The following is a 13,749-nucleotide window of genomic DNA, read 5'->3' as shown; positions in this document are numbered from 1 at the left end:
TTTTAGTTATCTTCTATGGCTTTCAGTATTTTATGATAGATTTCATTGTTTTCATAAATCCCTTTAAAGTTTTCAGCGCCTTTTCCTTTGGCAAAAACAGGAATTAAACTACCACTGTGCTGATCGTTATTAAAATTGATGGCCACTTGATCTATTTCTTCGTATTTTTCGCCAGTAGCTTCATCAATTACATAAGATTTGCCAATGCTAACTCCACCAGTTTCGTGATCTGCAGTAACTACCAATAAGGTATTTGGATGTTTTTTAATGTATTTTAAAACCACGCCTAAAGTTTTATCAAAATCGATAACTTCTTGTTTTAACAATTCAGCATCCATAGCATGGCCTCCCCAATCTATATAAGAACCCTCTACCATTAAAAAGAATGGTTTGTCTTTTTCGGTAAAATAGTCTAAACCAAGTTGTGTAGCCTCTTGCAAAAAGTTTTTTCTACCTTGAGTTTTCGATGGCAAACCTTCTTGAGCCAATAGATAACCGTTTTTCTTATTGCTGTTGTATTTAGACAACCCCATTGTATCTAGTTGGTAGTTTTTAGCTTGTAAGGCTGCATACAAATCCTGTTGATCTGTTCTTTTGTTGATGTATTTTAAGCCACCACCTGCAAAAAAATCGATATCAGCATTTACCAAATCTAAGGCAATATCTTCGTGCAAATCACGGTCTTTTACATGAGCATAAAATGCGGCAGGCGTAGCGTGGGTAATTGGTGTTAAACTAACCAAACCCGATTGATAACCTTTATCTTGTAAATGTTCTATAATAGACGGAATTGGCAAACTGTCTTTAGAAACGCCAATGGCTCTTTTGTAGGTTTTTTGTCCGGATGCAAACGCAGTGGCACCTGCTGCAGAATCTGTAATGGTATGACTGCTGCTTTGGGTTTTGATAAAACCAATCTCTTGAAATTGTTCAAAATTCGGATGGTCTTCGCCAAAATAAAAAGCGGTTGAAATTTGTGCAACACCCATTCCATCACCAATCATTAAAATAATATTTAACGGATGTTCTGAAGTGTTTTTTGCTGATTTGTTTTCGCAGCCCATAAAGTAAAAGGCTAACAAACTCAGTAATATGCTTTTTGTACTAGTATTCATGCTAAAATAAAATTGTATGTTTTTAAAGATAAGGTTAAAAAAGGGAGCCTTCTATAAAAGAAGGGCTCCCCAAGCAATAAACAAAAAAATGCTAATAACCTTTGTTTTGTTCTATATAACCAGGAGTATTAGAGGCGCCATCTATGGCTACCTGCGGAATTGGAAATAACCTGTGGTTTACATCAGTATCTGTTTTTTCTGTCCAAGAATCTTCGTAATGACCAAAACGGATTTGGTTGGTTCTACGCAAACCTTCCCAGTAAAACTCAAAACCTAATTCTCTGTATAACACATCAATATCGATACTTGATAAAGCAGTTGGCATTGGCTCACGAGCAGATCTAGCTGTTTTTACCGTATTTACATCTGCTAAAGCAGCAGCAGCATCACCTTTTCTTAATTTTGCCTCTGCACGCATCATATAAATTTCTGCATAACGCATTAACACCAAATCTACACTACTAAAATTGTTTCCGTTTGGTGACGTATGGCTGAATTGATATTTAGACACACGAAATCCAGTATGGTGTGCTCTACCTTCGTTGGTAAAATCTACAGTTTCGGTAAGGTTTACATAAGCTACATTTTTATCAGTACCATTTCCTTTGATTTGTTTTACAGGATAAATTCTGTATCCATCATCGCAAGTATAAAAAGCACCATTTTCATCTTTACGAGCAGCCCAAGGCACACCTCTTAAAATACCTCTATCAATTTCGAAGTCTTCTGCAGCTACACAGTAATAGTTGTCCTCGTCATTTAAAGGAGAAAGTCCTGTAAGATCTGATACACTATTGGCAACTTCTTGGGTGTTTTTTTGTAAAAATCTTGGATCTGCATCTGCAGGATCTACACTACCATAAGCGGTTACCCAAGTTTGGTAAAAATCTGAAGTAATCGCTGGGCCATCTGTACCATCAGCACTTGTATGTTCTGGTCTTGGAAACATAGAACCAGGGATAGACCAATACGCCCAACGACTGTGTTCTCTTTTTAAAACACCACGTTGATCTAAAGCAAATATCAATTCAGGGTTGCTATTATTATCATCATTAAATAAATCGAAATATTCTGGAGATAAAGAAAACTGACCAGAGTTGATGATGTTGTCTGTGTACGCAATTACCTTATCTAAATCTTCTGAAGTAAAGTTTGGAGTACCATAAGGATCTCTATACACAGCAGCATTTAAGTGCAATCTAGCTAAGAATCCATAAACCGCAGCTTGTGTCATTCTTCCAGGGCCTTTGTTGGTATTGATAACATCTACAACCGATAACAATTCGCTTTCTATATAATCGATAGCCTCTTGTGTTCTTAAAATTTCTGAATCTACATTCGAAGATTCCTTTTTAAAGGCAATACCCCAACTATCTAAAGTTAACATGTTTAGATAAGCTCTTAACGCAATCATTTCGTGCAAAGCCCCTTCAGCTTCTGTGTTACCAGCTTCTGCCATTGGTCTTAACACCTCTATAGCAGTTACCGTTCTAGAAATATTGATGGTTAATTGTGTCCATGCACTTTTTACCAAATCGTTTGTAGGCGTAATAGAGTGGGTGTGCGCTGCTAAAAACTTACCTCCATCGTACCAATCTGTTCCACCTCTGTAAGGTAAAATGGCTTCGTCACTTGGTATCAATTGCAAACCATAGTAATTGGTGTGTCTCCATGTCCAAGAAACCTGTCCGTAAGCAGGAGCAATGGCACCACTAATGGCTTCAGCTTGTCCACTACCTGTTAAAGACTCGTCTAAAACTTCTTCTTTTAAATCGCTACAGCTATAGATACATGCTATGCTGATGGCAAATACGATACTTTTTATTCTATTTTTCATTGTTGTCTTTATTAAAATTCTACATTTAAGCTTAAAAGAAGTGTTCTACTTTTTGGGTAACTGAAATAATCGATACCAAAAGTTTGAATACCCCCAATGGCACTACCTGTATTGATTTCTGGATCGAATCCACTATAATCAGTAATCACAAATAAATTCTGACCTGTTACTGATACACGAAGGTTTTTAATGCTTTCTGCAAGACCTATTTTGGCTAAATCGAAATTGTAACCTAAAGTGGCATTGTTTAATCGTAAGAAATCTCCATTCTCTAAATAACGTGTAGAAACTAAATTAGAGTTGGTTGCAGATTCATTTAAAAATTCAACAGCTCTATCTGTAGTATTAAAAGAGTTGGCTAAATTTCCTTTGTTAAAAGAAGACATGGCAACGTGATTGTAAATTTTATGTCCGCCAGCACCATTAAAGTTTAAGCCTAAATCGAAATTCTTGTAGTTAAAGTTTAGGTAGAATGCATAAATATAATCAGGCAACGCATTACCAGCTACTCTACGATCATCATCTAAGATTTCACCATCGTTATTTGCATCTGCAAACTGATTTAAGCCATCTGCACCAATACCTGTAAACTCTTGAATATAGAAAGCTCCAATAGATTCGCCATTTAAAACACCGTTAATGGTAGCACCTGTTTGTCCTGAACCTTGTGCAGCACCAGTTGTTAAAATTTGGTAAGGCGAGTTGTTTACTTCGTTGTTAGTGATTGAAATATTACCACCAATGTTATAAGAAAAATCATCACTTACATAGTTGTTGTAATCTAAAGCAATTTCTACACCATTGTTTTTAATTTCCATATTTGGGATGTTGGTCCAATAACTAGAAACAGGCACAATAGGATCTGTAGGAGCTACCTCTAATAAAATATTGTCGGTTACTTTGTGAAAATAATCTACAGTACCCGTTAATTTGTTACCAAACAAACCGAAATCTACACCTATATTGGTTTGTGTTGATACTTCCCACTGAATATCAGGATTTGCCAAACGCGTAAAAATAGAACCATAAGGATAACCACTTAAATCGGTTGCAGCCGTATCTAAAGGATAAGTATCATTCTCAGTATTACTTTCTGTATAACTTGCTTGTGTAATTTTAGAAGGAATTTCTTGGCTACCTGTTTGTCCCCAACTTGCTCTTAATTTTAAGTTGTTGATCTGATCTGAGTCTGCTAAGAAACTTTCTTTGCTGATGTTCCATCCTAAAGCCACAGAAGGAAAATATCCATATCTATTGTTTGCTCCAAATTTAGAAGAACCATCTGCACGCATTGTTGCAGTTACCAAATACTTATCGTTATACGTATAATTTACCCTACCAAAGAAAGACTGTAACTCGTTTTTTGTGGCATAAGCAGACTGTGTAGTTTGCTGATTGGCAGTTTCTAATTGATATCTTGGTTCTACACCATTATCTGGAAAACCCTCTAAGTAAAATTGCTTTTGACTAACTTCTGTTTGCTGATACGAGTGTCCTAATAGAAAGGTAAAACTACTTGAATCTGTATATAAATTATAGTTTAACGTGTTTTCTACAAGTGTGTTACTGTTTTTTGTAGTGGCTGTATTTACGCTACCCAAAGTGGTATTGGTTTCTGTAGCATAAGGCATATACTGTACATCTCTTTCTGTAATAGAATAATCTACCCCTACATTTAGTTTGTAAGTTAACCCTTTTATAATTTCATACGAAGGAGAAATATTCGCCAAAATACGGTTGTTGTTAGTATAATCTCCATAAATGGTTTCTGCGATAAAAGGATTTAAAACATCGTTACTTAAATTCCCTTGTAACACTCCATTAACATAAGGCGCATCAGTAGGGTTTAAGCTTAGCATATTACCCACCACAGACCTTGAGTTTGGTCTGGTATTGTCTAATTTAGTGGCTGTTAAATTAAAAGTTACCTTTAATTTATCGTCAATAGCTTTTTGTGTTAAGTTTAAACGCCCTGAATATCGTTTTAAATTGCTATTTCTTAAAATCCCTTCTTGATCATCTACCCCTAAAGAAGCTGCATAAGAAGAATTTTCTGTACCACCACTCATCGAAAAGTTGATGTTTTTAGAAATTGCAGTTCTGGTTAATTCGTCTTGCCAATCCGTATTTGCACCACCATCAACCAAAGTTCCGTTAACAGCATTTACGTTGGTTCTAAATTCATCCGCAGAAAAAACGTCTACTTTATTTGCTAGTGTAGAAAAACCGTTAGATAAGGTTAAATTGATTTTCGTTTTTCCCTTTTTTCCTTTTTTAGTAGTAATTACAATTACCCCATTTGCAGCTCTTGAACCATAAATGGCAGCAGAAGAAGCATCTTTTAAAACTTCGATACTTTCGATATCTTGAGGATTGATAAAGTTTAACGGATTTGTAGCCACTCCATTGCCAGAATTGTCTAAGGCAAAACCATCAACAATATACAAAGGAGTAGTACCCGAACGTAAACTACCCACACCTCTAATAATTACATCTTGCGAAGCACCAGGCTCACCACTTGCAGAAGAAACATTTACACCTGCCACTTTACCTTGTAATAATTGCCCTGCATTGGCTACAACTCCTTGGTTAAAGTCTTCGCTTTTTACAGAAGAAATGGCTCCTGTTACATCCGATCTTTTTTGAGAACCATACCCCACAATAACCACTTCTTCTAAAGCATTTTCTTCTTCATTTAAGATTACTTTTAAAGTTTGGTTACCAGCATACGGAACTTCTTTTGTTTGATACCCTAAATATGAAAAAATTAAAACACCTTTTTCATCATTAAGTTTCATTACAAAATTACCATCAAAATCTGTGGTTGTTCCTTTGTTAAGACTTCCTTTTAAAGCCACAGAAACATTTGGTATTGGTACTCCTTCAGTATCCGAAACTACGTTTCCTGATACTTGTACTTGCGCATTTGTATAAGATAGGCATCCTATAGCAAGTATTAATAATAGATAAAATTTGTTCATTTAATTTAAGTTTTTGATTGGTATAAAAGTAATTTGCCCCTAAAAGCTGATGGGGTAATTTGGTTTCTGTAAGGTGGAAAAAACGTTCAAATTGGTATAAAAAAGAAACAGATTGGGTGTTCTTTTGTTACAGTAACAATTCTCTAACATTAAGAAAATCCTGTATTAACAGCAGACCTATACAAATTGTTGTTTAAATTCTTTAGGACTTTTGCCAAAATGCTTTTTAAAAGTTTTGGCAAAGTATTTCGGATCGTTATAACCGCACTCAAAACTAATTTCTGAGATGTTTAGTTTCTTGGTTTTTAATAACGCCTCTGCTTTTTGCAATCGTAAAGACATGATAACATCAGAAGGCGATTGCTTTAAACGTTCTTTAAACAAACGATAGCATTTTACTCTAGAAATATCTAACAAATCCACCAACATTTCTACATTAAAAGCAGGATTATGAATTTCTTTTTTAATGATTTCTAGACTCTTTTTTAACAGTTTGTCATTGGCTGTAAACAGGTGGTCTTGGTCTGTTAAAATGTCGAATATCTTTTGCTGAAATTGATTCTCTTCTGTAGAAATATGTTTTTTGTTGATGAGTGATTCCATCTTTTTCTGAATAAAAGATTCGCTAGCAGGTAGCTGTACCAAAGTATCAATACCAAATTCGATAGACTGTTCTCTTAATTCGTAATTAATATCTTCGGAGATGTAAATCATCGGAATTCTTTTTCTTTGGATTTCATCTGAATGGTTGATAAAATATAAGAGTTCTTTAGAAAAAGTGACTTGATATAAAACGATAATCTGAATGGGAATTTGTTTGGTGGCTGAGTTTAAATTACTGGCTGAATTTTCAAAAATTAGATTATACTCATTTTGAGCTAAGATTTGATGGGCAGTGGCAAAATTCTCTTCATCACTAAAAATTAAGACATTTTTCTTATCCTTTGATAGGTTTTCTTGTGCATTAAAGTGTTTCCAAGATATGGTTTCTATTTGCTTATCATGAGGATCGATACGCGTAATAGGTACTTGTAGCGCAATTTTAAATTTAGATTTTAAATTGTAATTGATAAATTCTCCTTTTAAATCGATCAATACAGTTTGCAAAGCTTTAAAATAAGGGCTGTAATGCAAAACGCTATACCAATTGTTAATCAAAAGGCTGCTGTTCGCCTTAATGGCTACGATTACATTCGAACTTTTACAAGAGATGTTTACCTCTAATTGGCTGCCTGTATCTGAATATTTGCTAATATCATTAAACAAATATTGCAGCAGTAATCGAAAACGCAAAACATCTATTTCTACCCATTGAATGCTCGTGTCTATATTAAAATTAAAATCGACTTTATTGTGGTGCAAAGACTTTTCTAGTTTGTGAATGCTGTTTTTTAAAATAGGGTATAAGTGAATGGCAGTTGTTTTTACAGGGCCAATGTCTTTAATATGGCTTAGGTAATTCCACTCAGATATTAGGGTAATCAATTTATTAGATTCCTGAAGAATGTTTTTCTTATTGTCGGTATTTTCGGTTAACCCATTGGCTTTTTTAATGATGTTAGAAATGGGTTCTTGGAATTCCGATAATACAAAGGTTTTGAATTTCTCGATTTCGAAATCTTCATTTTTAAGGTTGTTGTGCAATTCTAACAACTTTTCTTTTTGATGCAAGATCTCTTTATTTTTTTCATCTAATTTGCTATTGATTTGTTGCAAATCTTTTTTCTGGTTCTCGATCACTTTAGTACGAGCCGCAATTTTATGTTCTAGGCGTTGTTTTTGTGCAATACTCGCTTTGTTTTTTAGGTATAAGGCAATAATGGCTGTAATTAAAATTAAGGCAGATACTAAGAGGTAAAAAACAAATGTTTTATAAAAAGGCTTTTTAATTTGTAAAGAAAACAAGCGTTTGGCGGGTGAGTTTTTACCTTCTTTTACTAAAAATTGATAGTCTCCAGGCACTAAATTGCTGTAACTGATTTCGTTATTTACGTTTAATAAAATCCATTGGCTGTCATGATTTTCTAGTTTATAGTAAATGTTTTTTTCTACTTTTATCGGAAATCGAATGGGCACCAAATCAATATCAATATGATTATGGTTGTGATTTTTTACAATAGTTGAGGCAAAATTCTCATTATAGTCTACCAACAACTTCAGCTTTGCTTTGGCTGTGTTAAACTGAATGTTATTCGGATTAAAGTAGTTTAAACCGTTAATACCACCAAAATACAAATCGCCTTTTGCATCTTGATAATAAGCACCTTCCGAAAATTCGGATACCTGCCATCCTCCTTTAGGATAAAAGGCTTTCACCAAAAAGTTATTTTTATTGATTAGGGCAATTCCTTTGGTGGTACTTATCCAAACCTCATCTTTATTACTTAGAATTCCGTACACCAACTGACTGGGTAAACCCTCTTTTTCTGTGATGTTTTTAATAATTCCTTTCTCTTTATCATAAATGCTTAATCCGCCTAAAGAGGCAATCCAATAATAACCTGTTTTTTTATCCTTATAAACCGCATAAATACTGTTGCTTAAAATTCCTTTATGGGTATTGATACTTTGTAATTCGCCGTTTTTTAAATCAATTAATTTTATCTTTTTATTGTTTGTTGTACTACTTTTTTCTTGACTGTGGAAATTAGAAAGGCCTTTTTGTACTTCTACTTTTTGCAGTTGTCCTTTTTTAACATCTAAGAGTTGCAAACCATTATTCTCAGTGGCTAGAATCAACTCTTGGTCTACAAATTTTAAATCTCTAATATGGTATTGGTTTAATGCCTCTTGCCCCTTAAACGCTTCAAACTGATTGGTTTTTAAATTAAACTTGGCCACGCCTCCCCAACAAGCAATCCATAATTGTTTATTGCTGTCTTCGAAAATGGAATAATTTCTGTTATTCGGAAAATGATGAATTGTATTTGCATTGTACAACGCATAATTGCCGTTTTTGTCTATTCTAATAATACCAGCATAGGTGCCTGCCCAAACTGTACCATCAGATGCTGTAAACAAAGAACGAATGCGTTTCCAATCTGGTTGTGTTAGGGCTTCTTTAATGGTGAATTTTTTATAATTTTTAGACAAAGCATTGTAAGAATACAGTCCTTTTGTATAATAACCCAGCCAAAGTTTGCCTTTTGCATCTTTGGTAATGGCACGTAATGTTTCGTTCGGAATGTTGGGAGATTCTAAAGGATGAGGTGCTACAGAAAGAATTTTATCAGAATTAGAATAGGCCATACAAATGCCACCATCTTTTGCGCCCAACCAAATATTGCCAAAAAGATCTTCGTGTAAAGTTTCTACCTCATTGCTATGAAAACTAGTAGAAGAATAAGGGTCTTTTAGGTAATTTTCGATGTGATAGGTATTGGCTTTGTCGAGTTTATTTTTAATAATAAACAAACCATTTTTACGTGTGGCATACCAAATATTTCCTTTTTTATCTCTTAAAACATCATTAATATAAAGGTGTGGATATTGGTTGAGAAGGATATTTTTTAAACCAACATTGTCCTGCTCATCAATATGTTGTTTTGTTTTTTGAAATTGACCATCAATAAACTCATAACAAGTAAAAGCAGTGCACACCAACGCATTTCCATTTGTAGAAATGGCAATGTCTTTGGGTTTTTCTTTAAAGGTGTAGTTTTTAAATTGCTTATTGCCAATATATCTGCTGATTTTTGCATCTTCTGTAATAATCCAAATACGGTGTTTGGCATCGCGTTTAATTTTTGATATAAAATTACCTGCAATGGTATTTTTATCATCAATATCATTTTTAAAAACAGTAAATCGATACCCATCAAAATAATTTAAACCATCCCAAGTGGCAATCCACAAACCTCCATTTACATCATTTTCTATATCTCTAACTGAATTATTAGAGAGTCCGTTGTTTACGGAGAAATTCTCGAATTTAATCTCTTGTCCTAAAGTTTGGAATAGTATAAAAAAAGCGATTAAACTTGCTCTTGCCATAGTGATTATTTAAATCTACAAGCATACTACAACTAGATGAATTTAATGTGAATTAAGCGTTAAGTTATGGGTAAGTATTTGTGGTGATTTTTAAAATAGTCAACCAAACAACGTGAAAGATATTTTATAAAAATTAACAGTTGTTTTTATTGATAAATTACTAGCTTTCGGGCAAATTACATCATTTATGAAATATATTCATTTTCTATGTGTTTTGGTGTTGTTGTCTTCTTGTAAAAAAGAGCATCAAAACCTTACTAAAATAACTGCAAAAAACATTGCAATAGACACTAGTATTACAGCTTCTAAAGAGATTAATTCGTTGATTCATCCATATAAAGAAGAACTTACTGGAGACATGAAAGAACCTTTAACTTTTACACCTATAGTGCTAACCAAAGAAAATAGGAACAAACAAAGTGTATTGGGGAATTTGTTGGCAGATTTGTGTATGGAAATGGCAAACCCTGTGTATCAGAAAACAACTAATACCAATATCGATTTTGCCCTATTTAATTCTGGCGGAATTCGTGCCATCATCCCTCAAGGGGTGGTTACCAAAGAACATGCCTTTAAAGTAATGCCTTTTGAAAACGAATTGGTGGCAGTTACGCTTAGTGGCGCTAAAATGGAGGAGTTACTACACTATTTTATAAAAACCAAAGCTGCACATCCTTTGTCTAAAAACATCAATTTAACCATTAGTGATGATGCTTATGCGTTAAAAATAAACGGAACTCCTTTTGATACCAATAAAAACTACACGGTTTTAACCACAGACTATTTACAAGGAGGTGGAGATAGAATGAACTTTTTTAAAGACCCTGTTAAATTAACCGTTTTAGACTATAAAATGAGAGATGCTATTATCGATTATTTTAAAAAAGTAGATACTTTACAAACAGCCATTGATAACCGCATAAAACTACAATAATGAAAAGAAGAGATTTTATAAAACGTACAGGAGCTGTTTCTACATTCGCATTGGCTGGTGGTTTGGTTTTCCCCTCAATGATAGCAAAAAAGCAAAAGCATATTACCATTTTACATACCAATGATACACACAGTCATATAGAACCTTTTAGTGCCAATCATAGTAGAAATCCGAATAGAGGAGGAGTAGCCAGAAGAGCGACCTTAATTCAGCAAATAAGACAAGAAAACAGCAATACCTTATTGTTAGATGCTGGCGATATTTTTCAGGGAACTCCGTATTTTAATTATTTTGGTGGTGAGTTGGAGTTTAAACTAATGAGCATGCTAAAGTATGATGTAGCTACCATCGGAAATCACGATTTTGACAATTCCATAGAAGGTTTGTACAAACAATTGCCCCATGCAAAGTTCGATTTTGTGTCTGCCAATTACGATTTTAAGAATACTGTTTTAGACACCCACGTAAAGCCTTATAAAATTATGGTAAAAGAGGGCATTAAAATCGGAATCTTCGGATTAGGAATAGAATTGGAAGGCTTGGTAAACAAAAAGATGTACAAAGAAACTGCCTATTTAGATCCTTTAACCGTTACACAAGACATTACAGATCAACTTAAAAATAAAGAACAATGCGATTTAATAATCTGTTTATCGCATTTAGGGTATTATTACAAAAACAATCCGAATAAAATCTCTGATTTAAACTTGGCAAAAGCCACCAAAAACATCGATTTAATTATTGGGGGGCATACCCATACCTTTTTACCAAAACCAACCATTGTAAAAAACAGTGAAGGTAAAAATACATTAATCAATCAAGTGGGTGCTTATGGTTTAAACTTAGGAAGAATCGATTTCTATTTTGATGAAAATAACGAGAAATCATCTAAAGGTGCTACGATATTGGTGTAATTTTATTTTAGCAATTTAATAGGCTTTAGGCTTTAGGCTTTAGGCTGTAGGCTGTAGGCAGTAGGCAGTAGGCAGTAGGAAGTAGGCAGTTTGCAGTAAGCAGTTTGCAGTTGTATTCTATTTTAGAAGAACCAACTCATCACTCAGAACTTTAGTATGCAGTATGCAGTAGGCAGTAGGCAGTAGGCAGTAGGCAGTTTGCAGTTGTATTCTATTTTCAAAAGCGCAACTCATCACTCATCACTCAGAACTTTAGTATGCAGTATGCAGTGTGCAGTATGCAGTCTATTTATTTAACACCAAACATCTAACCATCTAAACCTCTAAACTCTAGTTGGCAGTAAGCAGTCTTTTTATTTAACATTAAACTTCTAACCATCTAACCATCTAAACCTCTAAACTCTAGTTGGCAGTAAGCAGTATGCAGTAAGCAGTCTTTTTATTTAACATTAAACTTCTAACCATCTAACCACCTAACCTCAAAAACCCACCTAAACAACACCCATCAAATGCACTAAGGAAAAACCCCTGTTTTTATACAGAAATTATCAAATTCATAAAAAATTATTATATTGTAAGGCAATTTGCTCAAATTCAGGGCTATATATTAACTAAAAAACAAAAACTATGTCAAGGAAAAAAAAGAACCACAATGAAGATTCTCAGCCTTATTTTGGTTACACTATCGAAGATATGAATAATGAAATCTGGCTAACTATGGAAGATGTTTTAGGGTATTTTAAGATTAGTGAAAGTACGCTTAAACGTTGGATAAAAAATGATGTAATACCGAGCAGTAAAATAGGTAAGATGCGTTTTTATCCTAAAAAGTTAATCAATAGAATATTGATTAAAAAGACCTTAAATTCATTTAATAAATTAAAGTAAAAACAGTTAAATTATACCGCTTGTTTGGGCTGTTTTTAAGAAAAACAACATAGAAAAAGCGTGTTAGTGTATCATAATTATTGAATGAATACCTAACACGCATATCCTTATCCGTTGCTAACATGAGCTGTGATGTGTTTATAGTTTTACACTACAGTTACTGCGCCTAGATAGGTACTGTTGGCTGCAAAATTGGTGTCTGGTTTGTAAAAGGATGCCCAAACTTCTACCTCGAACCCTAACATAAATGGGGGTAAGGTAATACTTACAGCCGTGGCATCCCTAGTAGCCAAGTTTGTACCACTATAAAATAAATTAAGATCGGGTGCATAGACTACTGCCATTAAAGCATCTGTGTTGGTAGCTTTACCTTGGCCGCTGTTATCTTGCCAATTTAGGTTTAACAAACGCCCTGCAGCTGCGGCTACGGTTGCACCATCTAAACCTCTTAAATCTCCTTTGCTAATAAGCACCTTTGCATAATCCATTAGCATACCTTGCGGGGTGCTAACTACTGCATTTTTAAGGTGATAAGAGGTTGCCAAATTAGAACGCGATTTATCGCCTTGCGGACTCCCAAAATACTGACTTAAGATCTCTACAATAGGACTTAAGAAAGAGATTACTTTTTTAAACTTTTCGCGCTGTTCTTCTTGCTTGGTACTTGGGGTATAGTTACCACGTTGGGGTAAACTACGCATAATGTTTTTCCCTCTCCATCGAGAGCCTACTACGTTACCTACTTTTCCTGAGAATCCACCTAGGATTCCTTTTTCGAATGTTGCCATAATTGAATGGTTTTAAGATTAATATGCTTCAAATCTAAAAGCTATTTTCCTAATAACCAAGCACATGACCCCAACTGACCTGAATTGACCTTGATTGACCTGAATTGACCCTCAATGACCTTCAATGACCTTCAATGACCCTGAATGACCCTCAATGACCTTGTATGACCCTGAATGACCCTGTATGACCTTGAATGACCCTCAATGACCCTCTTTTCTTGATTTTAGGGGGTTTTGTTCGAGTCTTGTTCGGGTTTCCTTCGGGTGAGGGTAGGGTGTATTTTTCAAAAATGCATGCT

At 34.4% G+C, this 13,749-nt stretch carries 8 protein-coding genes; 3 read left to right on the top strand and 5 right to left on the bottom strand.

Going from position 1 to position 13,749, the window contains the following annotated elements; all coding sequences use genetic code 11:
* Positions 1 to 2: 2 nt before the first annotated feature.
* The 4 genes from ACWYN7_RS08420 to ACWYN7_RS08405 form a co-directional block, all read right to left on the bottom strand.
* Positions 3 to 1,115 carry an alkaline phosphatase gene (locus tag ACWYN7_RS08420; protein ID WP_462859468.1) on the bottom strand — a complete coding sequence of 371 codons (1,113 nt, stop codon included), beginning with the start codon at positions 1,113 to 1,115 and terminating at the stop codon, positions 3 to 5.
* A 91-nt stretch (positions 1,116 to 1,206) separates the two neighbouring features.
* A complete protein-coding gene (locus ACWYN7_RS08415; protein ID WP_462859467.1) occupies positions 1,207 to 2,952 on the bottom strand; it encodes a RagB/SusD family nutrient uptake outer membrane protein in 1,746 nt (581 codons plus the stop codon).
* 11 nt (positions 2,953 to 2,963) lie between these two features.
* Positions 2,964 to 5,933 carry a SusC/RagA family TonB-linked outer membrane protein gene (locus tag ACWYN7_RS08410; RefSeq protein ID WP_462859466.1) on the bottom strand — a complete coding sequence of 990 codons (2,970 nt, stop codon included), beginning with the start codon at positions 5,931 to 5,933 and terminating at the stop codon, positions 2,964 to 2,966.
* A gap of 177 nt (positions 5,934 to 6,110) precedes the next feature.
* A complete protein-coding gene (locus ACWYN7_RS08405) occupies positions 6,111 to 9,926 on the bottom strand; it encodes a two-component regulator propeller domain-containing protein (protein WP_462859465.1) in 3,816 nt (1,271 codons plus the stop codon).
* 187 nt (positions 9,927 to 10,113) lie between these two features.
* Here ACWYN7_RS08405 and ACWYN7_RS08400 point away from each other — a divergent pair, with 187 nt between their 5' ends.
* From ACWYN7_RS08400 to ACWYN7_RS08390, 3 genes are all read left to right on the top strand, one after another.
* On the top strand, positions 10,114 to 10,860 hold the full coding sequence (locus ACWYN7_RS08400) for a 5'-nucleotidase C-terminal domain-containing protein (protein WP_462859464.1): 747 nt from the start codon (positions 10,114 to 10,116) through the stop codon (positions 10,858 to 10,860).
* On the top strand, positions 10,860 to 11,774 hold the full coding sequence (locus tag ACWYN7_RS08395) for a bifunctional metallophosphatase/5'-nucleotidase (protein WP_462859463.1): 915 nt from the start codon (positions 10,860 to 10,862) through the stop codon (positions 11,772 to 11,774). Before ACWYN7_RS08400 ends, ACWYN7_RS08395 begins: the two co-directional genes overlap by 1 nt.
* A gap of 627 nt (positions 11,775 to 12,401) precedes the next feature.
* Positions 12,402 to 12,662, top strand: a complete 261-nt coding sequence (locus ACWYN7_RS08390) for a helix-turn-helix domain-containing protein (RefSeq protein ID WP_462859462.1) — start codon at positions 12,402 to 12,404, stop codon at positions 12,660 to 12,662.
* 146 nt (positions 12,663 to 12,808) lie between these two features.
* Here the strand turns inward: ACWYN7_RS08390 and ACWYN7_RS08385 are convergent, their stop codons facing one another.
* On the bottom strand, positions 12,809 to 13,450 hold the full coding sequence (locus ACWYN7_RS08385; protein WP_462859461.1) for a DUF6266 family protein: 642 nt from the start codon (positions 13,448 to 13,450) through the stop codon (positions 12,809 to 12,811).
* Positions 13,451 to 13,749 lie beyond the last annotated feature (299 nt).

The organism is Polaribacter sp. M10, from assembly GCF_054968445.1.
This window is presented reverse-complemented; position numbering and strand designations above follow the sequence as displayed.

Excerpts from the sequence above, each read along its gene's own strand:
- ACWYN7_RS08420 (WP_462859468.1), bottom strand. The coding sequence starts at position 1,115 with ATGAATACTAGTACAAAAAGCATATTACTGAGTTTGTTAGCCTTTTAC.
- ACWYN7_RS08415 (WP_462859467.1), bottom strand. The coding sequence starts at position 2,952 with ATGAAAAATAGAATAAAAAGTATCGTATTTGCCATCAGCATAGCATGT.
- ACWYN7_RS08410 (WP_462859466.1), bottom strand. The coding sequence starts at position 5,933 with ATGAACAAATTTTATCTATTATTAATACTTGCTATAGGATGCCTATCT.
- ACWYN7_RS08405 (WP_462859465.1), bottom strand. The coding sequence starts at position 9,926 with ATGGCAAGAGCAAGTTTAATCGCTTTTTTTATACTATTCCAAACTTTA.
- ACWYN7_RS08400 (WP_462859464.1), top strand. The coding sequence starts at position 10,114 with ATGAAATATATTCATTTTCTATGTGTTTTGGTGTTGTTGTCTTCTTGT.
- ACWYN7_RS08395 (WP_462859463.1), top strand. The coding sequence starts at position 10,860 with ATGAAAAGAAGAGATTTTATAAAACGTACAGGAGCTGTTTCTACATTC.
- ACWYN7_RS08390 (WP_462859462.1), top strand. The coding sequence starts at position 12,402 with ATGTCAAGGAAAAAAAAGAACCACAATGAAGATTCTCAGCCTTATTTT.
- ACWYN7_RS08385 (WP_462859461.1), bottom strand. The coding sequence starts at position 13,450 with ATGGCAACATTCGAAAAAGGAATCCTAGGTGGATTCTCAGGAAAAGTA.